The organism is Pseudomaricurvus sp. ABR4_320, assembly GCF_056159445.1.
Map to the genome: position 1 here is coordinate 18447 of NZ_JBSWVF010000012.1, position 20637 is coordinate 39083.

Consider the following 20637-nt stretch of genomic DNA (forward strand, 5'->3'; position numbering starts at 1 on the left):
CGCAAAAGAACAACCGGAGACAGTGATCATGGCAAGTAAACAGCGATTGGTCGTCGTTGGCAATGGTATGGCCGGCGCACGAGCTGTAGAAGATGTCCTGGCTCGGGGTGGCGCCGATCTTTTTGAGATTATCATGTTTGGCGACGAGCCCTATGGCAACTATAACCGCATCATGCTATCCAACGTGCTTAGCGGTCTACAAGACGCCAGTGAAATCTTCCTCAACGAGCTGGACTGGTATCGAGCAAATAATATCACTCTACACGCCGGCGAAAAGGTCACCAAAATTGATCGACGGGCGAAAAAAGTCGTATCAGATAAAGGCACCGTAGAAAGTTACGATATTTTGGTAATCGCCACAGGTTCAAGTGCTTATGTTCCCCCTGCCGAAGGCATCCTTGATGATACCACCGGTTGGCTTCGCTCCGGCGTTTTTGCGTTTAGAACCTTGGACGATTGTAACGATATCATCAACGCCACGGGTCCAGGTAAGAGAGCCGTTGTTATCGGTGGCGGCTTACTAGGCCTGGAAGCAGCCTATGGGCTACTCAAATATGGTTGCGAGGTGCACGTCGTGCATCGTAGTGACAAACTGATGGGTCAGCAATTGGACACCACCGGCGCCAATTTGTTAACCAAGTCCATGGAAACGATGGGCGTTAAGGTCCATCTCAATAAAAATACCAGTGCTGTGTTGGGAGACAAAAATAAAATCACAGGCCTTGCGTTTAGCGATGGCAGTGAGCTGGCATGTGATCTGGTGGTGGTCTCCGCCGGAATTCGTCCCAAAAGTGAATTGGGCATTCGTGCCGGCCTCACGGTAGAACGGGCAATAGTAACGGACGATCAAATACGCTCACCAGACGATCCGAATATCTTTATCGTCGGAGAGTGCGCTCAACACCGCGGTCAGGTCTATGGTTTGGTCGCGCCTCTTTGGGAACAGACAAAAGTCTTTGCCGATGTTGTGACCGGTGTAAATCCCGCTGCGGCATATCATGGATCCAAAGTATCCACCAAATTGAAAGTCATGGGAATCGACGTTGCTTCCATGGGAATTATCGAACCCGAAACCGATGCCGATGAGCTCGTCCAATTTTATGAACCGCGCCAGGGAACTTACAAAAAGCTTATTGTTCGAGACGGGCGCCTTGTTGGTGCCATTATGATGGGAGACTTGGACAAAGTAGCTTTTCTTCTGCAGGCCTTCGACCGCAACACGCCGCTACCTGAAGAACGTTTGTCGCTGTTATTCGACCTGGGTACGCCCGATCAGGCCGTTTCCATCAGCGAAATGTCCGATGACATTCAAGTCTGCAACTGTAACGGTGTCACCAAGGCAGATATAGGCAATGCCGTCGCCGGTGGCTGTCGCTCTGGCAAAGCGGTTATGGATGCAACCCGCGCCGGCATGGGATGTGGTTCCTGCAAAGGACTGATCAACGATGTGGTCGACTACTTTTGTGATGGCGCCGCCGAAGAAGATCCATCGGTTCACTACTATGTGCCCGGTATCCCTCTCCAGAAGCCCGAATTGGTAGAAGAAATTCGCGGCCGAGGTCTTAAATCTGTGTCATCGGTATTTGCAGCGCTCGCCGACGGCCAGGAAGATCCAGGCAGTAAACCTGCGCTTGCGTCATTGTTAAATATACTTTGGGCTGAAGAATACGAAGACGAACGAGACGCACGGTTTATCAACGATCGCGTACACGGCAATATTCAAAAAGATGGAACCTTTTCTGTCGTTCCCGAAATGCCGGGTGGTATTACCACGCCCGATCAACTACGCAGAATTGCTGATGTTGCCGATAAATATAAAATCCCATTGGTTAAACTGACTGGCGGTCAACGCATTGACCTCCTCGGTATCCCCAAAGAACAGCTACCTGGCGTTTGGCAAGATATAGGGATGCCAGCGGGCTGGGCGTGGGGTAAAAGCTATCGTACCTGCAAGAGTTGCGTTGGCACGGATTTTTGTCGCTTTGGTCTTGGCGATAGTATGGGATTAGCGGAAAAAATCGAAGCTCGATTTCGAGGTCTCGATACGCCGGGGAAACTAAAACTGGCCACGACCGGATGTCCTCGCAATTGCGCCGAAGCCTATGTCAAAGATGTCGGAGCGGTAGCTGTCGGCGAAGGAAAATGGGAGATATATATTGGTGGCGCCGCCGGCTCTCATATCCGCAAAGGGGATCTCATGTGTACCGTTGACAGTGAGGACGATGTTCTTCTACTTAGTGGTCGCTTTATTCAGTACTACCGCGAACACGCAAAGTATAAAGAGCGCACTCACTCGTTTATTGAACGTATTGGCTTTGAAAAAATTAAAACCATCGTTGTTGACGATAGTGAAGGTATCGCGGCCGAGCTGGACGCCCGTATGCAGAGGGCAATAGAAGCACTGGTAAATAGTCGGGATCCTTGGCTTGAGGCAATCACCCCGAAAACGGCAAACCAATTCAGTGAACGCATTGTTGCCAGCGTCAGTGATTCCTGATCGGAGAATTTTTTATGGAATCGAGTGGAATAAAAAATCTGGGCTCTCTGGACCAAGTCCCGCCCGGCGAAGGCCGAGTATTTGATGTCGACGATACCCAGGTCGCCGTGTTTCGGGATAGGTTCGGAGGCCTATTTGCGACCGAGCCCACCTGCCCACATGCCGGTGGACCACTAGCAGATGGACTGGTTGGTTGCGGCCGTATTGTCTGTCCGCTACACGATAAGGCTTTCGATCTAACCCGTGGAAAATCCAGCAACTCAGACTTTGAAATTAAAGCCTATCAAATCGAGTTAAATGACCAACAGGAAATGTTGGTTATGTTAATCTAATCTCAATCGATACTGGGAGCTGAGCTTCCAGTTTTTTCTTTAATTTCGCTATGTATTTTGAGTCTCAATGTCAAACATGCTTTTGATACAGTGCGAGCTTGACGATTCCCACATCAACGTCTCCCACTGGTTTAAATCCCAAACCTTCGTAATAGGCACGCAACTTAAAATTATGAGCGACACAATCGAGTCGCAGAAATGTCTTACCGAGATTAGCTGCTTGATTTTCCCAGTGTGAAATGACGAGCCGTCCCAGCCCTTTTCCGGCGTATTGACGCTTGATCGCCAGTTTATGAAGATAGAGTGACGGCGCTGCATCGAAACCCCAAATCTCTTCCGGTTTCGTAAGAATTTCAACAACACCGACTTGCTGCAGACCACTAAGGACAAAGTAATAGTTGCCCTCTTCTACAGAACGGAGTATTTCATGTTCGATAGACGCGAACCAATCCAGCGGCCATTGCAGGATATCCAGTGATTCTAACCAGAGGGCATTGGCCCGCAGTATCTCAATGACCTGATTGTCATCTTCAGATTTGACTGAAATTAACTCTATATCCATTAGACATATATGGGTACATAGCCTTTTTGCGACTCGACCCGCTGCATCCAGCTGCCGATATGAGGGTAGCGAGAAAGATCATACTCCCCTTCTCCGGCTACGTGTGTGTAGGCATAAAGCGCGATATCTGCAATGGTATAGCTCGCCCCGACAAAATAATTATTCGTATTCAAGTGTGTTTCCATAACATCCAGAGCCGCATAACCAGCAGACCTGCGTTCTTGAATTTGATCGAGCTTACCTGACTTGTCGTTGAGAATTGAAATCCAGTATCTCACCGTTGCGATATAGGGCTCATGACTGTATTGCTCGAAGAACATCCATTGTAAGACCTTTGCCCGTTGCAACCGATCTTTTGGAAGATAACGGGTTTCTTCCGCCAAGTACCAAAGTGCGGCATTAGACTCGGGAAGAAAGTGCTCATCAATTTGTAGCACAGGCACCCGTCCATTGGGGTTTATGGATAAAAAATCTCGAGTACGGGAGTCACCTCGCAGAATATCGATGTTTATCGTTTCGTAATTGATTCCAAGTTGACTCATTAAAAGCCGCAGCTTGTAACAATTACCTGACGGTTGAAAGTCATAAAGCTTGTACATCGTCATGACCTACGAAAGGAATTATGGCCTCATTAAACGGTTGTAAGCTGAGGCATAGGAACTGTCGGGAGTTAAAACGCTAAACTTAGCGACCAAATGTAAAACTGCATCGCAATAGGCTAGAGCACGTTGCTCGCCAGCTAAATATCCCGGAAAGCAGAGATTCCAAACGGTGTGAGCCCATTTTCATTGATACCCATTCGAGGCTTACGCATTGCCTTCAACGGAAAGCGGGGAAAATTACAGTTTCGGTGGCGATTAAAGATCAAGTCATGGTTATCATAACGATCTTTAAATCCCATGCACCCAAAATTGATGATATAAACGCCAAAATTGCCTATTATCCCCCGCCATCTAATCATGAAATCGCCGCCGAAAGGGCTTTAATGACGTTAATTAGCATGCTCTAATGCAGTCATGGCACGATAAACCCATGCTGGTATAGGAATTGTTGGAGAGTTTATATGCGCACGGCCAAAACAGAACTGACCCGCTTAGTCACGCCTGAAATGACCAATTTCGGCGGTAAAATGCACGGTGGTGAACTTTTAAAGTTACTTGATCAAGTCGCCTACACCTGTGCTATGCGCTACTGTGGCAACTATGTGGTCACCCTTTCTGTGGATTCCGTCCTGTTCAAGCAGTCTATCGCCATAGGTGAGATGGTGACCTTTCGCGCCGCCATCAACTACACCGGTAATACTTCCATGGAAGTCGGCATTCAAGTTATCGCAGAAGACCTCCGCACTGGATTGATTCGGCATACCAATTCAAGCTATTTTACAATGGTTTCTGTGGATGCCGACGGGAAACCACTTCCAGTTGAAGCGTTTACGCCAGAAACTGACTTGGAAAAACGTCGCTGGGAAGATGCCATCAAACGTCGGGAATTTCGTAAGCAGGTGCCGGCGACTTGAGGTAATACACGCCCTACCGGCAACCGTTGAATTTCGTTTTCTAGGTAGGGGTTGCGTCGATAGAAACGTAACGGCTTGCGTTAAGGCATAATGCCCGATGCCCGTAAAATCGACCGCAAACCTAAAGACAGCGTCACCAGCAGTACCACGCCTCCCGCAATGTTCGCGACGTATGAATTCCTGTGATCCCCCAGCAGATCTCTGCGGTTCATAACATATAACAAAAACGCCGCCAGTAACGGCAGCAACAGCCCATTGGCGTATTGCGCCAACAGTATCAGCGATACCGGCTTAATACCCAGGAGGCTGATACCCGTTCCGACCAGCAACACCGCTAGGGAGACATTTCGGAAAAACGGCGATTGCGCCCCACCACGACGATTAATCATTTCAGAAAGCGCGTAAGCCGTTGCCAAAGGCGCCGTTATGGCAGAGGTTAAACCGGCCGCGGTCAGCCCAACACCAATGAAGAAACGGGCAGCTTCCCCATACACCGGCTCAATCGCTCGGGCCATATCCACGGCATTACCGATATCAAGCCCCTGCTGAAAAAGTGCACTCGCTGCGGTTGATAAAATGAATACGGAAACCAAGCCACCCAATCCAATCGAGATGGATGAATCTCTACGTGCCTGTTGCGTACCGTCTTCCCCTGCCCACTTTTCACGACTCGCTGCGGCATGCAAAAACAAATTATAAGGCACAATCGTTGTGCCAATCAGCGCGATGGTGGTCAACGCAGCCCCATGGGGCACTGACGGCACAAATCCAGCAGCAAGCTGACCGAAATCTGGCCGCACGAATAAAACGCTCGCGGCGAACGCCGCACTCATGATCATCACCAGCAGGATCAGAAACTTCTCTAGAACATCGTACTTGCCGACGGCAATGGCGATACCCGCCCCTCCGGCCAACAGGCTGACCAGCCAACCCAATCCCGGCGAGAAATCCCCTAAAAGCGCTTCTAATCCCAAGGCACCGCCAGAGAGATTGCCGCTCTCATACGCACAATTGCCAATAAACAAGGCTACGATCACCAGCCCCATGAGCACAAACCGCAATAAAGGCTTGGACGCACTCTGCAAAAGCGCCTCACCAAGCCCTAAGCGAGCGCCTGCCCCAAGCCGGGCCGTCATATCCTGCAAGACGATAGTGGCAATTGTGGCGAAGACCAGTGCCCAAACCAACGCAAATCCGAATTGCGCACCCGCCAAGGTACAGGTCGTCACCGTGCCCGGTCCGATAAACGCAGCCGCAACGAGAACGCCGGGGCCAAACGACAGCTTCATGGAGTACTTACAGCCGCGGCAATACCTCTAAGGGTACTGAGGTAGGTCGCAAAACTGGCTAACCAATGACTGCCGGAATAGTGTTCATCTGAAACGGCATCAATGCCCAGCTCACGATGAACTTGCGCCGTTGCTGCCAGAGAGGATTGCCGTGGATCGTCTTCTGGCAACGCACTGGCAATGCCCTCTAACGCCCAGGCACGAGACAGATTGACGCCGTCGAGATGGACTAATTTACCATCCGACGCATCGAGGACGATTCCAGGAGCCAACCAGTCAACACTGCCATCGGAAGGAATCTGCGGAAGAAAATCCGTTAACCAGCGAGAAAATGCCTCCTGATCCAGAACCCGCCGCATCAGATCGGCCTCCATCAAACACGGCGATAAAAAGTCTTCACCAGAGGGCTCGTAGGCCAAGGGACAATCCACATCGTCCAAATAAAACTGTAGGGATTTGGTCTTTAATTCCTCAGCAAAACCTTGATTTCCAATAGTGTGTGCGTAATCGAGCATCAGACCGAAGGCAAACGCCGACTGATTATGAGTGCCCAAACGTATGGGATAAGACAGTTTTGTTAGCCAGTCGCGAACATTCGTAACGATTCGCTCTTCCAGAGGGCGCAAAGTCTCTCGCCAGGTCTGCACGTCAGCATCCTTACTCTCCTGCAGTTCAGCCACCAGCTGCAGATACCACGCAAGGCCATAGGGTCTTTCAAAAGACTGACGATCCTCACCGGAAAAATACGTCAACTCCCCCTGCAGGTTTTCAGGTGTGAAACTCTGAGCCAACTGAGCTTTTATGTCACTCGCCAATACGCTGTCCGGTTGTGTATTTAACAAACGAACTAATAGCCAGTGACCGTGAACGGCCGAATGCCAATCGAAGCATCCGTAAAAGGCGGGCGTAAGGTCTTGCGGCGCTTTAACATCGGCAGCAGATTGCAATACATGGCTGAGCTTATTCGGGTACTGTCGATGAATACAATCCAATGCCAATATGGCAAAACGATCTTCCAAAGTAACCGGCGTTGGCCTGTCATTGACGGGTCGATTATCCTTTTCGAGCGTCATGTCTTCCGTGTCTTGCGGCTCTGAACAGGCGATCAGCGCAACAGCACACAAGCTCCATAATATCCATTTCATAGTGAACCTCTGATGGCGAGAGGTCCATTCTATGGGGTGCTTTTAACGCTTACAACGACTGTATACGTGTCTGGAAAGCTAGGGAACCTCTGATTAATTACCTGCGTTGCTATCCCTTCGTTAAAAATGATCTCAAAATGCTCATTTACACCGCGTAAACTCTGCTTTTTCGGTCATTTTTGCCTTGCGCTGGCTGCCTCGCCGACATTAATCAGAGGTTCCCTAGGCTGGAAATACAAACATCGACAGGACTGAAATTCGGTACAATAAGACATTATAAAAATCTTCAGTTTGACGACCTCACGGAATCAACCTTTCAGATCTGCTGCTAATGCACTGTCCATGGTCTGAGCATGGGTATGAAACCATTGCAACAGGCTGTCACTGACCCAGGCTCTGGGCATCGCCTGCCTCCCTGCGGCTGCACGCTGATTAAAACGTTCCATATCACCGAGTATACGCTGGTGATCAGCGATGTGCTCTGCCCTTGAACCGTGTTCGATCTCTGCCATCCGACGCTCTTCGTCAGCAAAATGAGATTGCGTATGGAGGAACAAGCATTCGAAGTTGCCTGCAAAGGTGGTTTTATCGGCATTAACAGAAGCGTCGACGAGTTGGAGAAACTCAACATGAGTGTCGTCCATCGACGCCACTCCCAATCGGTAGTCGGCTTCAAAACGAGCGAGATATTTCTTAGCTAAGCTCATAGCGCTCTCCCTTCAATACAGTTTATTCCGTAACAGTGACCCCAATATCAACTGTACGTAAAAATAACCCTCAGTCAACGTTGTTAAAAATGAAATTAACTCATTGAAGGCCTACGCGCCAGAATATAAATAAGGATTGCCATTTAACCAATTCGTGAAACCTTATGACGGGTTTCAGCATTTCATCAGTCTCGACGCTCAAAAACACCCGAAATAGCGTATTAAGCGCCTTTAATCGACCGAATATCTGGCATTGCTTTTGTTAGAGATGGAACTTGGTTCTCCTTGAATCAAATTAATAACAATGAGGAAGTTTGTATGAAAATAAAGATAACAACCACTACGTTGGCCGTTTCCGCTTTCGTGTTCGGCGCCAGCGAATCTCTAGCAAGTCACTATGTTGCCGGTGTCGAAGGAATCGATGGGTCTGTTGTTCCGCCTGCAGGTGTTTACTATCGCGGCTACGCCGTTAACTACCAGGCTGACGGCGGTGACGGCCTTCCCGGTAATAGTGAAGTCGATGTCAATGCCTTGGCGAATCGTTTCGTATGGATCACCGAAAAAACGTTCCTCGGTGCAAACGTGGGTGTAGAGACTATTGTCCCCATTATTCAAACGGATCTACAGCTTGCTGGTGGCCTTGTAAACGATGATGAAACCGGCATCGGCGACAGCTTTTTGGGAGGTGTTTTGGGATGGCATGGAGCCCGATGGGATGCCGTCGCGGCACTGGGGTACTGGTTTGAGACCGGGGATGACGACTCCCCTGCAGCACCGGGCTTGGGATACGGAGAAACCATGTTAACGCTTGGCGGCAACCTTAAGCTGAGTAGCGACGGCAGAAACCAACTGAGTCTACTCTCTCGCTACACGACACCGAGCGATGCCGCTTATGACGATGAATGGGTTGTTGAATGGAGTCTACTGCACCAATTGGACAACGGCTTAAAACTGGGTATCTCAGGCTATGACCAATGGTCGCTAGACGGTGGCGATGTCGAGAAACATGCAGCCGGTGTGGAGGCGAATTATTTCTGGCCATCTCTCATGGTCGGTATCAATGTGGCTGCTTACAAAGAGTACAACAACAAATCCACCTTTGAAGGCGATACTTTGCGTCTAACCTTAACCAAGGTTTTCTAAACTGGAATAGGTTATGGCTACTGCCCGTAGCCATAACGACCAAACACGTACTAACGTCCTAACTTTTTAACCGAGGTACCAGCAATACCAAAGTGTTGTTTTGGAAGCTCATTGATCATCACTCTGACACTTTCTATCGGCGCATCCAGGACCTTCGATGCCGTTTGAGAAATTTCGTAGATCAGTGTTTCCTTCATTTCGTCACTACGACCTTCCAACATGTTGATTTCAATAATTGGCATAGCAATTCCTCATAGAGTGCCGCGCCCTATTTTTCTTCGCTAAAAAGGACGCAACGTATAAAGGTAGAGCGTCCCTGCCCTGTTGACGGGAACTCCCTGTCATCAGTCCGCAGTCGCTAGACTACAGTCGCTAGACCGCCTGACAGCGGACTGAACCCAACCCCTGGTAGTGGACACAAACACTGTCACCGGGCTTAAGCGGAACCGCAGCGGTAATGGCACCAATCATGATAAAACTACCCGCGGGAATTTCTTCGTCACGCTCTGCCAGCATATTGGCCAACATAGCGATCGACGCCGCAGGGTGTCCCAGAACGGCGGCACCCGCGCCCACTTGAACAACCTCTCCGTTGACCTCCATCACCACGCCAAGGGTTTTAAGATCGAGTTCCTCAGCCTTCTTCATGGTTGATCCCGCGATAAAACGACTCGAAGAGGAGTTATCTGCGATGACACTTTTGAGATCGAATTTAAAATCTTTATAGCGGGAATCAATGATTTCCACAGCGGGCATCACAAAATCTGTCGCACGGAGGACATCACCGATATGAATACCAGGCCCTTTCAATGGCGCTTTCGTGACGAAAGCCAACTCAGCTTCGATACGCGGATGAATCAATTCATCGATTTTAACCTCACCACCATCCGGAACCGCAAAATAGTCCGCCAGAAACCCATAACACGGATGCTCAACGCCCATTTGTGCCATCTTGGCCCAAGATGTCAGCCCCATTTTCATGCCGACAATTTTTGTGCCTCTGGACTCTTTTCGACGGCGGATAGCCCACTGGATATCAAAGGCGTCCCGGTAACTCATGTCTGGAAAGTCGTCCGTAATCTTGGTGATTTCAAACGCTTCCCGCTCAGCGGTTTCACAGCGCTCTGCCAAGAGTTCAATGTCGTCTTGCGATAGATTATTCATTGTCTTTATCCTTTTGCCCGAGCCATGGTCATGGCCAGGTCTTCAATCATGTCTTCTTGTCCACCAACAGTACCGCGCTTACCGAGTTCAACGAGAATGTCTCTGGCTGATACGCCGTAGCGCGCCTCTGCACGCTTCGCGAACAGTAAGAAAGAGCTGTAAACACCCGCGTAACCCAAGGTTAAGGCGTCGCGGTCGATGCGTATGGGATGATCCATCAAGGGTACGATCAAATCTTCTGCGGTATCCATAATGCGATAGAGATCTACACCGGTTTCACACCCCATACGATTGAGTACAGCGACAAGCACTTCTAATGGCGTGTTGCCAGCGCCCGCGCCCAAGCCCGCAGCAGAGCCATCGATGCGATCTGCACCCGCCGCAATAGCGGCAACGGAGTTTGCGACGCCCATAGCCATATTGTGATGGCCATGAAAACCAATCTCGATATCCGCCGCAATGTTCGCGCGTAAAAAACTGATTTTCGCCGTCACTTCCTCAGGCAACATAAAGCCCGCTGAATCGGTGCAGTAGATACAATTCGCGCCGTAACCCACCATCAATTGAGCCTGCTCGAGTAATTTTTCGGCAGACACCATGTGGGCCATCATTAAAAATCCGACCGTATCCATCCCAAGGTCTCGAGCAGCGCCAATATGCTGCTGAGAGACATCCGCCTCGGTACAGTGAGTCGCCACACGAATACTGGATACGCCGCAATCCTTGGCCATTTTCAAGTGATCAACCGTGCCAATTCCAGGGAGCAGCAGTGCTGATATTTTGGCTTGCTTCATGTTCGGGACGACCGCTTGGAGATAGTCCTCATCACTGTGCGCGGGAAAGCCGTAGTTAACGGACGCGCCACCCAAGCCATCACCGTGGGTCACTTCAATCATTGGAATTCCTGATTCATCCAATGCAGAGGCGATTTTCACCATGTCATCGAGGCTGATTTGATGGCGCTTTGCGTGCATGCCATCGCGGAGACTCATATCATGAAGCGTAACTTTTTTACCGGTAATATTCATTGCAATTCTCCTCAGGCGTCGCCGCGCGATGGCAGGGAAATCGTAGAGCTGGCAACCTCTTCGGCAAACATTTCTGCAGTCCTCAGCCCTGCGGCTGTCATGATGTCCAGATTGCCGGCATAGGTCGGCAAGAAATCGCCCAAACCTTCAACCTCGAGGAATACAGACACACGATTGCCGTCAAAGACCGGCCCATTGACCAACCGGTATCCGGGCACATAACGCTGAACTTCCGCGATCATTGTCATGATCGAATCGGTGATTGCGGCTTGGTCCGGTTCTGATTCGGTTAAACAGTGAACCGTATCTCGCATCAACAGAGGTGGTTCGGCAGGATTGATAATGATGATCGCCTTACCTTGTTTAGCGCCACCAACGGCTTCCACAGCAGCAGCGGTCGTACGAGTAAATTCATCAATATTGGCGCGAGTTCCAGGGCCGATCGAGCGGGACGATACTGTAGCGACGATCTCACCGTAACTCACCGGCTGCACACGACTGACGGCAGCGACCATCGGAATCGTCGCCTGACCGCCGCAGGTCACCATATTGACGTTCATTTCCAAGTTGCGCGTATGAGCGGAGAGATTGACCGGCGGGACGCAAAACGGGCCGATGGCCGCGGGCGTAAGGTCAATCATAATCACGCCGAGCTCGTTCAATTTACGAGAGTTTTCCTCATGAACGTAAGCAGAGGTCGCATCAAAGGCGATGCGAATATCGTCTTCAATGACATGTGGTACTAATCCATCTACACCTTCAGAGGACGTTTTAATCCCCATTTCCGCAGCGCGTTTTAAACCTTCCGAAGCGGGATCAATACCGACCATCCAAACCGGTTCTACCCAATCTGACCGTTGCATTTTCATCAATAAATCGGTACCGATATTGCCTGGGCCGATAATCGCAGCGCGTAATTTTTTCGACATGCAAGTCTCCTCCATATTCTCGTTAGGTTCGCGGCTCGCCCAATGGATCAGACAAACCGAACCGATGCACTACCGATACCGCCAATATCCACACGCATGAAATCTCCCGCAGTCACCGGCTCCAGAGGCACCAGAGAACCTGAGAGGATGACCTCCCCGGCTTTCAGTGGTATGCCAAAATGTCCTAAGGTGTTGGCCAGCCAGGTAACACAGTTGATCGGGCTACCCAAAGCTGCCGCACCCGCACCGGTACTGATGACGGCGCCGTTTTTCTCGACCACCATGCCACACGTGGTAAGATCCACACTGCGAGGAGAGACGGCCTTATCTCCCAAAACGAACAATCCACAAGACGCGTTATCGGCGACCGTGTCTTCTATTTTGATCTGCCAGTTTTCGATGCGAGAATCCACCACTTCAAAGCAGGGAATCACACATTCGGTTGCCGCCAACACATGCGCATTTGTGATGCCGGGTCCGAGCAGATCCTGCTTCAGAATAAAGGCGATTTCACCTTCGGCCTTGGGCTGAATCAGCTGCTCACTGATCGGCATTTCTTCACCCTGGCTGTACGCCATTTTATCGGTCAAATAGCCGAAATCTGGCTGATGAACATTCAACATCTGTTGCACGGCTTTTGATGTCACGCCAATTTTTTTGCCAATAATGGTTTCACCATCGGCCAGACGGCGTTCGTTCATTCGCAGTGAAATGTGGTACGCGTCCTCAATGGTGATGTCTGAAAACCGCTGAGTGAGCGGCGCGACCGTCGTCTTTTCCCGCAATGCGGTGTAGAGTTCATCGCCACATTGTTCGATCAGTGATTTATCCATAGTGTGTTTCCAGTTGTATTCGGCTTAGGGTTTTAATTTGGCAGCAGGTTGCCATTGTTGATCGGAGTCAAAGCTTGAGGCAGATGTTTTTAAGCTCGGTATAGAACTCCAAACCATGCACACCGCCCTCACGGCCAATACCCGATTGTTTGGCACCGCCAAACGCGGTTCTCAAATCTCTTAAGAACCAGCTGTTCACCCAAACAATGCCGGCTTCGATCTGCTCGGCAACGCGAACCGCGCGTGATGAATTTTCTGTCCAGATGGCCGCTGCCAATCCATAGTCGGTATCATTGGCGAGCGCGATGACTTCCTCTTCATCATCAAACGGACGTATATGGCAACAGGGACCAAAGATCTCTTCGCGAACAGTACGGCTGTCATCAGCAAGTCCCGTCCAAATGGTGGGTTCGACCCATGCCCCCCCATTCAAGTCAGCCCCCATGTCCGGGACTCCGCCACCCGCCTCGACTGTGGCGCCTTCGCTTACGGCCAATTCGTAGTAGCTTAAGACCTTATCGCGATGCTCAAGGCTAACCAGGGGACCAAAATTCGCACTTTCATCTTCTGGGCGCCCTAAGGTCAACTTGGCGACCTCTTCTTTCATTCTCGCCAAAAAGCGTTCGAAAATAGGTCTTTCCACATAGACGCGCTCTGTTCCCAGACACACCTGGCCACAATTTACAAAGGCGGAACGCATGGTGCCCGCCACCGCTTTTTCCAGGTCGCAGTCGGCGAAGACAATGCCGGGATTTTTGCCGCCACATTCCAATGAAATATTCCGCAGGCCTACGGCTGCGGCTTTCATAATGGCTTCGCCGGTACGGGTTTCACCGGTAAAAGTAATCGCATCAATGCCGGGATGAGTCGTCACATATTCGCCCGCAGACTGGGGACCAAAGCCGTGCACAACGTTAAAGACGCCCGCAGGAACGCCACACTCGTTCATGACCTCGCCCAGTAAAGTCGTCGTCGCCGGAGTTTCTTCTGAGGGCTTAACCACGACGGTATTGCCACAAGCGAGCGCGGGACCGACTTTCCAGGTCATCAGTAAGAGTGGCAGGTTCCAGGGAGAGATAACGGCGATAACGCCCTTGGGTGTGCGGTGGCCGAGGTTAACCGCACCCAAACCGTCGGGCGTATCCAACCGGAAAGACTCGGTCGGATGATTCGCCAGTGTTTCCGAAAAGGCGGTAAAGTTGGCGGCGCCTCGAGGAATATCGATATGACGGGCGATACTGAACGGCTTACCCGTATCTCGGCATTCTGCCTCAAGAAATTCATCAAAGCGCTCGTTGATCCGATTGGCGACTCGATTCAATAATTCTGTTCTCTGGGCTTGAGTCATGGATCCCCATTCGCCACGCAGCGCCTGGCGTGCCGCGCTGACGGCCATGTCTACCTCTTGCTCGCCGGCTTCGTGAACCAATCCGATCAGAGAATTGTCGACGGGGCAGCGATTTTCAAAGGTTTTACCACTCAGTGACGCCGTGTATTCGCCGTTAATAAAGTGTTTAAATTCTTGCATGGTTTTATTCTCCCGCCGCTGTACAGCGCACGTATTTTTTGGTGTTCACATAGGTCGAAATTGGAAACGTGACTTCGTCTTCAACGGCGCCGCTACTGGAGACCGAGTATAAGCCGATACGCTAAAAGGCCCAGCGGTAAGAACGAGAAGAGAAAATTCCAATTTTGGGATCGGAGTTTTAACGGGTAAATCGCAGAGCGGACTTAGTAAGTGCCCTGCCAGCTCACCCTTAGCATTGATCAAAAGAGGCATCTATTCGTCCATTGACATCAATAAATAGACCGTGTGGCAAACCGTGTATCGCAGGTATGCGGCACCGAGCCTACAAATGTAGGCACAAGGTGTTTGCCACACAGAATATTCATAGCCACGGATTTAATCCCAAGGCTTGTTAGAGCGAGCACTTAAGATCCGGAAACAGGATGTCGTTGATCACATCAATAGAAAGCCTGTCCGTAACTCGCGATCAGGTTACAACGGTAAGAAACCGCTCATTGAGTGCCCGATCATGATAGAAAATGGCTTTACCCAATTGCGACGCATCCCAGGTAATCGGTTCATGATCCGGATAGTGATAATTACCACCGGCAAAGACCTCTGTGCGATTGCCGGAAGGATCAAAGAAATAAATGGTCTGCCCGTTTGTCAGACCGTGTCGGGTTGGGCCGATATCCAGAGAGGTATCGGTCATACTGATCAGATCGGCAGCACGCAAAACGTCTGACCAGGTTTCAAGAAAGAAGGATGCGTGATGCAATTTGCCCGGTTCTGGATGCTCGATAAACGCAACGTCATGGGCTTTCATGCTGATGGTAATAAAGCCTGCCAAGCGCACATCGTCATCGTCGATCACCTGCTCTGCCATTTCAAACCCCAGCACCTTCTCGAACAAATCCAGAGAGGCGTTAATGTTTGGGCCATAAAGCAGACAATGATCAAAACGTACAGCGCGCATGCCTTTCAAATTACGCGGCCAGGATTCAGGGTTACGCTTTTCAATCCCCCACTTACCGGTTTTCTCTTTGGTCGCATACAGTTCAAAAAAATGCCCCGTTGGAGAATCAAACCGAACGCGACGACCACAGCCTTTCATTTCTTCCGCGGGAATATCTTCTACATTGCAACCATATTCAATAAGATGATCCCGCAGGCGATCAACCACGTCTTCACTGACGCATTTAAAACCGAGAAAGTCCATACCTGCCTGATCTGCTTCACGCAATACGACAGAGAATTTATCGGTTTCTGACCAGGCTTTCAGGTATACCCGGCCTTCATCATCCCGATCCATTTCGATCAATCCCAGCAAGTCGCGATAGTGGGCTAACGCCTCCTCCATATCGAGAACGCGGATCTGAATATGGCCTGGTCTAATAACACCGTTTTTCATTATAAGTTACCCTTTTGTTATGTGTGATTTGCAGATAGTTTGTCGGTTGAGTCGGCGTGATTTGCGATCCAGTGGGATAGGCTCAATCACGAGATCACTGGTGGCAAAAATTCGGCAGGCAAGCACAATCCCGCGCTGCTCGTCTTCTGCGGGAATGTGGTCACGGCTCATTTTTTTGGATTCATAGCTGCCTGAGTGGACTTTGATTCGGCAGCGTCCGCAGCCTCCACCCCGACATCCCACTTCAATGCCTGAACGCGCACGGCGCTCCATACAATGCAGAACAGAGTGTTGTTGATCTGCGTAAAACGAATGCTCTTCGTCTACTGTGACGAGATAAGTGTGGCTAAGCGGAGAATTTTGCATCGGTCAGAGCTACCCCCATTGTTGTTATATGACTCCGATCGCACAGCTGGCTGTAGACAGCAACCAGAGGCCAATTTTCACGTAATTTTGTTTATCGAAGCGACTTGAGCAACCCGTGTACCAAACCCATAATTAATTCGATAAAAATCACCTATCTATTTGTTTTAAAACGTTTTTTATTTTCTACATAAGATGATTAATACGCCATTTCCATTAATGGGAAGGCTATATCCCGATAATGATTTAGCAAAAGGTGATTTGATCAAGCCGAATTCAGGATATGATGAACCCCACAGGCACTGACCGCCTGACATAAGGTCAAACGACAATAACAACAGGAAAAACGTAATCATGGGAAAACCGTTACCCGAACCCAATTCCAGAGATCTCCTCGACAGCATCAAATTCGAACCTGAAAGCGGTACGATCTGGATGGATGAGAGCCGCATGCTTCTGGTTCACTCTCGGGTTTTTGGTCAATTACGGAAAGAAATGATTACCATGCTTGGCTGGGATAGAGCCAAAAGCGTTTTAATGCGGTTTGGCTACAACGCCGGCTGCCACGACGCCAAACTCGCCCACCGACTGCGCAATGACCTAGATGCACCAGAGAGCTTCGTCGTTGGCCCGCAACTGCACAAGCTTGAAGGGCAAGCCAATGTGGAGCCCATCGAATTGTCTTTTGACCTTGAAACTGGGGCTTACTATGGAGAATTTTACTGGCACGATTCCTGGGAGGCGGAACAGCACCTCTTAGAATATGGTCCCAGTGAAGAAGCCGTCTGCTGGACATTGCTCGGCTACGCCAGTGGCTACACCAGTCATTACATGGGGCGTCAGATCCTCTTTAAAGAAACCCAGTGTGTCGCCTGCGGCGCTGAACACTGCATCAACGTTGGCCGACCTATTGAAGAATGGGAAGACGCCGAAGAGTTAAAGCGATTTCTTGAGCCCAGCCCCCTGATCGACGAGTTAGAACTGCTTCGCACTCAATTCGAAAAATTAAAAAATCGTTTCAATCGCTCCGACGATCGCTTTGTGTTTTCTACCGTTGGCCGCTCGCCTAAGTTTAGAGAAGTGTGCGAGCTCGTTCATAAAGCCGCTTCTGCGGGGAAAGTCACCATTCTTTTAACGGGTGAAACCGGCGTTGGTAAAGAGGTTCTTGCGCGAAATATCCATCGCGCCAGTGACCGAGCATCATCCCATTTTGTGGCTGTTAATTGTGCCTGTATTCCACCGGATTTGATTGAAGCGGAACTCTTTGGTGTCGAGAAAGGCGCGTACACTGGTGCCACGCAAAGTCGCGAGGGACGTTTCGAGCGCGCCGACGGCGGCACCATTTTTTTGGATGAAGTGATTGAGTTAACCCCCAGAGCACAGGCGGCGCTACTGCGTGTTCTGCAAGAAGGAGAAATCGAGCGGGTTGGCGACACCAGAACCCGCACCATTGATGTTCGCATCGTCGCCGCCACCAATGAGAATCTGGAGGAAGCCGTAAAGCAAGGCCGATTTCGTTCGGATCTGTTTTTTCGTTTAAACGTTTTTCCGGTGCACGTGCCGCCACTGCGTGAGCGCAAAGAAGACTTGCCACTACTCGTCGAGCACTTCCTCTGCAAGTACCACCAACAGTATGAAAAGCGCACACTCGGGCTCACCGATCGTGCAATACAGCTTCTGCAAAATTATGACTGGCCGGGTAATATTCGTGAATTAGAAAACACCATAGAACGCGGCGTGATTCTCACGGACGCCAATGACTCAATTGATACTCAAAGCCTCTTCCCCACCCATTTTGAATCGACACGGACTACTCATCGATTAGACAGTGACGGTCGCCTTGAGGATCACTCAACACAGACCGGCACAGGCTTGGAAAAAGAACGGTTGATCGACGAGCTATTGGACTTGTCGGTTGGATTGGAAGAACTGGAAGACATGATGATTGATCGAGCCATGCAACGCTGTGACTCAGTCATTTCCCATACAGCCAAAGCCTTAAAGGTCACTCGCCCGTCCCTCGATTATCGAATCAAAAAACGCTCTGCACGAAGTGATTGACGAAAGCATTTTCCGCCCAATTATGCACCTCTGAAATCCCATTTCGACCCCTTGAGTCTAGCGGTTAGAAGGTTAACCTGTTCACCTGAAAACCAGATTCCGCTGTTACGTAATTTTTGCCCGGCGGCACAGCCAAAAGAAATCAAGGTCGAGACATCAACCAATGACGTTAAAACTCTCTGTTGTGGATCAATCACCGGTGCACGCCTGCCATGCAGCCGACGAAGCGCCAGCATTAACTATTGAATTAGCACAGCAGTGTGACCGCTTGGGTTACCATCGCATCTGGGTCGCCGAACACCATAACAGCCTGCATTTTGCCAACCCCTGTCCTGAAATACTGGTCGCCAGCATCGCTGCGGTTACAGATCGCATTCGCGTAGGTAGCGGCGGTGTCATGCTGTCTCATTACAGCCCCTACAAAGTGGCGGAAATCTTCCGCATGCTCGCGTCCTTGCATAAAGACCGTATTGATTTGGGCATTGGTCGCGCACCAGGGGGCGGCGATTTAAGTACATCCGCATTGGCGTGGCCCTCTCGCCCGGTCGGCAGCAGCATATATGCGGAACAAGCCCAACTGTTGGCAGCGCTGTTGGATGGGGATCTCCCAGACGGCCACCCGTATGCCAACCTCACCGTCATGCCAAACAATTGTGCGATGCCCGAGCGCTGGATGCTTGGATCAAGCGGCGGCAGCGCCAGATTGGCAGGGCAATTGGGGTACCGGTTGGGACTTGCTCGATTTATCGCACCGGATCACTGCGCACCGTCGATATTTCGCGAGTATCGCGATGCGTGGAACCAGGCCGGCCATGGCGGAGAGCCACAAACCCTTTTGGCCATTGCCTGTATCTGTGCAGAAACCAAAGAAGAAGCAACACTGCGCGCGAGCACGGCCGCCTATCGCAAATACAGCATGCAAGTGGGTATCGAAGAACCCTTTTTATCACCGGAAAACGTTCAGGATCGCTACCGCAACATGTCAGCCATGGAACAAGCGAGATTTGATCATATCTTGGAGGGCTATACCGTAGGTACACCGGACGATTGCCTCGACGAGATTCATCAACTCAGCAAACAGTTCGACACAGGTGAAATCGCGATCGTGTGCGTCACTTATACGCAACGAGAGAAACTGGACAGCCTTAGGTTATTGGCCAAAGCGGCGGCGCTGTAATGCCGCTTTAGTATCGCGGAGGAGATTCAAGAATCAGGGAGTTCTTCAGGATGTCTCAATAGACCGATGAGGGCTTTTTCTGCTTCGGTGAATCCTCATTAACAGTTGGTGAGGCCTCCTTAGAAGCCGGTGAAGCCTCTTTAAAATACGCCACCAATTCCGCAGAGCTTTTCAAAAGTAAGCCGGTATCCGTACCCACACCGACAAACAAAGCGCCCAAGTCAATATACCGCTGAGCCAGAACTCTATCGCCAATCAAAATTCCCGGCGCTTTATTCGCCGCTAGGATACGCGCGATGCTGTCTTCGATAACGTCCTGCACATCGGCATGGCCCGGATCACTGAGGTAGCCCATCGAGGCACTGAGATCTGCGGGCCCGATAAAGACACCATCGACGCCCTCCACCGCTAATATCTCATCAAGGCTCTCAATACCAGCAACCGTCTCTATTTGGATAAGAACGCAAATCTGCTGATTGGCCGTCTCCAGGTAATCGTGAGTGCGATTGAACTGGGAAGCGCGCGCTAAAGGCGCACCAACACCTCGAATCCCCTCGGGTGGATATCTCGTGGCAGCGACAATATCCTGAGCTTGTTGAGCCGATTCGACCATTGGCGCCAAGAGTGTTTGAACACCCAAATCCAAAATCTGTTTGATACGAACGGCATCTGGCCACGCAGGACGAACGATGGGCGTCGTTGGATAAGGGGCTATCGCCTGAAGCTGTTCCAGCATAGAGCGCAATTCGTTGGGAGAATGCTCACCATCGATCAGCAGCCAGTCAAAACCAGCACCCGCCAAAAGCTCTGCCGAGTAACTGTTGGCCAGCCCCAGCCACAAACCAATTTGAGGCTCTGCCACACGGTCATCCGAGAGCTGTATGGCGCATTTGAAGTGATTAATCGGTGCGGGCATGAAAACTCCCCAAAAAGGTCTATTGTGCGACGAAAGGATCAAAGATACTTAACGGCG

The 20637-nt window shown here is 50.4% G+C and carries 20 protein-coding genes; 6 read left to right on the top strand and 14 right to left on the bottom strand.

Features of this window, described 5'->3' with window-relative positions; genetic code table 11:
• Positions 1–28 precede the first annotated feature (28 nt).
• A complete protein-coding gene (nirB, locus tag ACXAFR_RS20165; protein WP_475180179.1) occupies positions 29–2497 on the top strand; it encodes a nitrite reductase large subunit NirB in 2469 nt (822 codons plus the stop codon).
• Between the two features lie 14 nt (positions 2498–2511).
• Positions 2512–2829 (top strand): Rieske (2Fe-2S) protein, encoded by a 318-nt coding sequence (locus ACXAFR_RS20170; protein ID WP_475180181.1) that lies wholly within the window; start codon positions 2512–2514, stop codon positions 2827–2829.
• Between the two features lie 70 nt (positions 2830–2899).
• On the opposite strand, the gene ACXAFR_RS20175 is transcribed toward ACXAFR_RS20170, so the two are convergent.
• Both ACXAFR_RS20175 and ACXAFR_RS20180 read right to left on the bottom strand, forming a co-directional pair.
• Complete coding sequence (locus ACXAFR_RS20175) at positions 2900–3391, bottom strand: GNAT family N-acetyltransferase (protein ID WP_475180183.1); 492 nt, start codon at positions 3389–3391, stop codon at positions 2900–2902.
• The gene (locus ACXAFR_RS20180; RefSeq protein ID WP_475180186.1) at positions 3391–3996 is read right to left on the bottom strand and encodes a glutathione S-transferase family protein; all 606 of its coding nucleotides are present in this window, start codon (positions 3994–3996) and stop codon (positions 3391–3393) included. The genes ACXAFR_RS20175 and ACXAFR_RS20180 overlap by 1 nt, the downstream gene beginning before the upstream one ends.
• A gap of 458 nt (positions 3997–4454) precedes the next feature.
• On the opposite strand from ACXAFR_RS20180, the gene ACXAFR_RS20185 reads away from it, so the two are divergent.
• The gene (locus ACXAFR_RS20185) at positions 4455–4907 is read left to right on the top strand and encodes an acyl-CoA thioesterase (RefSeq protein ID WP_475180188.1); all 453 of its coding nucleotides are present in this window, start codon (positions 4455–4457) and stop codon (positions 4905–4907) included.
• An 80-nt stretch (positions 4908–4987) separates the two neighbouring features.
• Here ACXAFR_RS20185 and ACXAFR_RS20190 read toward each other — a convergent pair whose 3' ends face one another.
• From ACXAFR_RS20190 to ACXAFR_RS20200, 3 genes are all read right to left on the bottom strand, one after another.
• Positions 4988–6196: an Nramp family divalent metal transporter gene (locus ACXAFR_RS20190; protein ID WP_475180191.1), complete on the bottom strand. Its 1209-nt coding sequence runs from the start codon at positions 6194–6196 to the stop codon at positions 4988–4990.
• Complete coding sequence (locus ACXAFR_RS20195; RefSeq protein ID WP_475180193.1) at positions 6193–7341, bottom strand: DUF2891 domain-containing protein; 1149 nt, start codon at positions 7339–7341, stop codon at positions 6193–6195. The genes ACXAFR_RS20190 and ACXAFR_RS20195 overlap by 4 nt, the downstream gene beginning before the upstream one ends.
• Positions 7342–7649: 308 nt before the next feature.
• On the bottom strand, positions 7650–8048 hold the full coding sequence (locus tag ACXAFR_RS20200; protein WP_475180195.1) for a bacteriohemerythrin: 399 nt from the start codon (positions 8046–8048) through the stop codon (positions 7650–7652).
• A gap of 318 nt (positions 8049–8366) precedes the next feature.
• Here ACXAFR_RS20200 and ACXAFR_RS20205 point away from each other — a divergent pair, with 318 nt between their 5' ends.
• Entirely contained in the window at positions 8367–9191 is an 825-nt protein-coding gene (locus ACXAFR_RS20205) for a SphA family protein (RefSeq protein ID WP_475180200.1), read from the top strand.
• Positions 9192–9241: 50 nt separating this feature from the next.
• Here the strand turns inward: ACXAFR_RS20205 and ACXAFR_RS20210 are convergent, their stop codons facing one another.
• From ACXAFR_RS20210 to ACXAFR_RS20245, 8 genes are all read right to left on the bottom strand, one after another.
• Positions 9242–9433 (bottom strand): 2-hydroxymuconate tautomerase, encoded by a 192-nt coding sequence (locus tag ACXAFR_RS20210; RefSeq protein WP_475180202.1) that lies wholly within the window; start codon positions 9431–9433, stop codon positions 9242–9244.
• Positions 9434–9563: 130 nt separating this feature from the next.
• Positions 9564–10355 (bottom strand): 2-oxo-3-hexenedioate decarboxylase, encoded by a 792-nt coding sequence (dmpH, locus tag ACXAFR_RS20215; protein ID WP_475180205.1) that lies wholly within the window; start codon positions 10353–10355, stop codon positions 9564–9566.
• A gap of 5 nt (positions 10356–10360) precedes the next feature.
• A complete protein-coding gene (dmpG, locus tag ACXAFR_RS20220; protein WP_475180207.1) occupies positions 10361–11383 on the bottom strand; it encodes a 4-hydroxy-2-oxovalerate aldolase in 1023 nt (340 codons plus the stop codon).
• 11 nt (positions 11384–11394) lie between these two features.
• The gene (locus ACXAFR_RS20225) at positions 11395–12312 is read right to left on the bottom strand and encodes an acetaldehyde dehydrogenase (acetylating) (RefSeq protein WP_475180210.1); all 918 of its coding nucleotides are present in this window, start codon (positions 12310–12312) and stop codon (positions 11395–11397) included.
• Between the two features lie 47 nt (positions 12313–12359).
• Positions 12360–13145: a 2-oxopent-4-enoate hydratase gene (dmpE, locus tag ACXAFR_RS20230; protein WP_475180213.1), complete on the bottom strand. Its 786-nt coding sequence runs from the start codon at positions 13143–13145 to the stop codon at positions 12360–12362.
• A gap of 67 nt (positions 13146–13212) precedes the next feature.
• Positions 13213–14673 carry a 2-hydroxymuconic semialdehyde dehydrogenase gene (locus tag ACXAFR_RS20235; RefSeq protein WP_475180214.1) on the bottom strand — a complete coding sequence of 487 codons (1461 nt, stop codon included), beginning with the start codon at positions 14671–14673 and terminating at the stop codon, positions 13213–13215.
• Positions 14674–15139: 466 nt separating this feature from the next.
• Positions 15140–16063: a catechol 2,3-dioxygenase gene (locus tag ACXAFR_RS20240; protein ID WP_475180216.1), complete on the bottom strand. Its 924-nt coding sequence runs from the start codon at positions 16061–16063 to the stop codon at positions 15140–15142.
• A gap of 6 nt (positions 16064–16069) precedes the next feature.
• Positions 16070–16429 (bottom strand): 2Fe-2S iron-sulfur cluster-binding protein, encoded by a 360-nt coding sequence (locus ACXAFR_RS20245; RefSeq protein ID WP_475180218.1) that lies wholly within the window; start codon positions 16427–16429, stop codon positions 16070–16072.
• A 351-nt stretch (positions 16430–16780) separates the two neighbouring features.
• Here ACXAFR_RS20245 and ACXAFR_RS20250 point away from each other — a divergent pair, with 351 nt between their 5' ends.
• Positions 16781–18487: a sigma 54-interacting transcriptional regulator gene (locus ACXAFR_RS20250; RefSeq protein ID WP_475180221.1), complete on the top strand. Its 1707-nt coding sequence runs from the start codon at positions 16781–16783 to the stop codon at positions 18485–18487.
• Between the two features lie 163 nt (positions 18488–18650).
• Positions 18651–19664 carry an MsnO8 family LLM class oxidoreductase gene (locus tag ACXAFR_RS20255; RefSeq protein ID WP_475180224.1) on the top strand — a complete coding sequence of 338 codons (1014 nt, stop codon included), beginning with the start codon at positions 18651–18653 and terminating at the stop codon, positions 19662–19664.
• A gap of 55 nt (positions 19665–19719) precedes the next feature.
• Here ACXAFR_RS20255 and hpaI read toward each other — a convergent pair whose 3' ends face one another.
• The gene (gene hpaI / locus ACXAFR_RS20260; protein WP_475180227.1) at positions 19720–20580 is read right to left on the bottom strand and encodes a 4-hydroxy-2-oxoheptanedioate aldolase; all 861 of its coding nucleotides are present in this window, start codon (positions 20578–20580) and stop codon (positions 19720–19722) included.
• Between the last annotated feature and the right edge of the window lie 57 nt (positions 20581–20637).

Coding starts and splice junctions, on each gene's coding strand:
- nirB (WP_475180179.1), top strand. CDS start 29: ATGGCAAGTAAACAGCGATTGGTCGTCGTTGGCAATGGTATGGCCGGC.
- ACXAFR_RS20170 (WP_475180181.1), top strand. CDS start 2,512: ATGGAATCGAGTGGAATAAAAAATCTGGGCTCTCTGGACCAAGTCCCG.
- ACXAFR_RS20175 (WP_475180183.1), bottom strand. CDS start 3,391: ATGGATATAGAGTTAATTTCAGTCAAATCTGAAGATGACAATCAGGTC.
- ACXAFR_RS20180 (WP_475180186.1), bottom strand. CDS start 3,996: ATGACGATGTACAAGCTTTATGACTTTCAACCGTCAGGTAATTGTTAC.
- ACXAFR_RS20185 (WP_475180188.1), top strand. CDS start 4,455: ATGCGCACGGCCAAAACAGAACTGACCCGCTTAGTCACGCCTGAAATG.
- ACXAFR_RS20190 (WP_475180191.1), bottom strand. CDS start 6,196: ATGAAGCTGTCGTTTGGCCCCGGCGTTCTCGTTGCGGCTGCGTTTATC.
- ACXAFR_RS20195 (WP_475180193.1), bottom strand. CDS start 7,341: ATGAAATGGATATTATGGAGCTTGTGTGCTGTTGCGCTGATCGCCTGT.
- ACXAFR_RS20200 (WP_475180195.1), bottom strand. CDS start 8,048: ATGAGCTTAGCTAAGAAATATCTCGCTCGTTTTGAAGCCGACTACCGA.
- ACXAFR_RS20205 (WP_475180200.1), top strand. CDS start 8,367: ATGAAAATAAAGATAACAACCACTACGTTGGCCGTTTCCGCTTTCGTG.
- ACXAFR_RS20210 (WP_475180202.1), bottom strand. CDS start 9,433: ATGCCAATTATTGAAATCAACATGTTGGAAGGTCGTAGTGACGAAATG.
- dmpH (WP_475180205.1), bottom strand. CDS start 10,355: ATGAATAATCTATCGCAAGACGACATTGAACTCTTGGCAGAGCGCTGT.
- dmpG (WP_475180207.1), bottom strand. CDS start 11,383: ATGAATATTACCGGTAAAAAAGTTACGCTTCATGATATGAGTCTCCGC.
- ACXAFR_RS20225 (WP_475180210.1), bottom strand. CDS start 12,312: ATGTCGAAAAAATTACGCGCTGCGATTATCGGCCCAGGCAATATCGGT.
- dmpE (WP_475180213.1), bottom strand. CDS start 13,145: ATGGATAAATCACTGATCGAACAATGTGGCGATGAACTCTACACCGCA.
- ACXAFR_RS20235 (WP_475180214.1), bottom strand. CDS start 14,673: ATGCAAGAATTTAAACACTTTATTAACGGCGAATACACGGCGTCACTG.
- ACXAFR_RS20240 (WP_475180216.1), bottom strand. CDS start 16,063: ATGAAAAACGGTGTTATTAGACCAGGCCATATTCAGATCCGCGTTCTC.
- ACXAFR_RS20245 (WP_475180218.1), bottom strand. CDS start 16,429: ATGCAAAATTCTCCGCTTAGCCACACTTATCTCGTCACAGTAGACGAA.
- ACXAFR_RS20250 (WP_475180221.1), top strand. CDS start 16,781: ATGGGAAAACCGTTACCCGAACCCAATTCCAGAGATCTCCTCGACAGC.
- ACXAFR_RS20255 (WP_475180224.1), top strand. CDS start 18,651: ATGACGTTAAAACTCTCTGTTGTGGATCAATCACCGGTGCACGCCTGC.
- hpaI (WP_475180227.1), bottom strand. CDS start 20,580: ATGCCCGCACCGATTAATCACTTCAAATGCGCCATACAGCTCTCGGAT.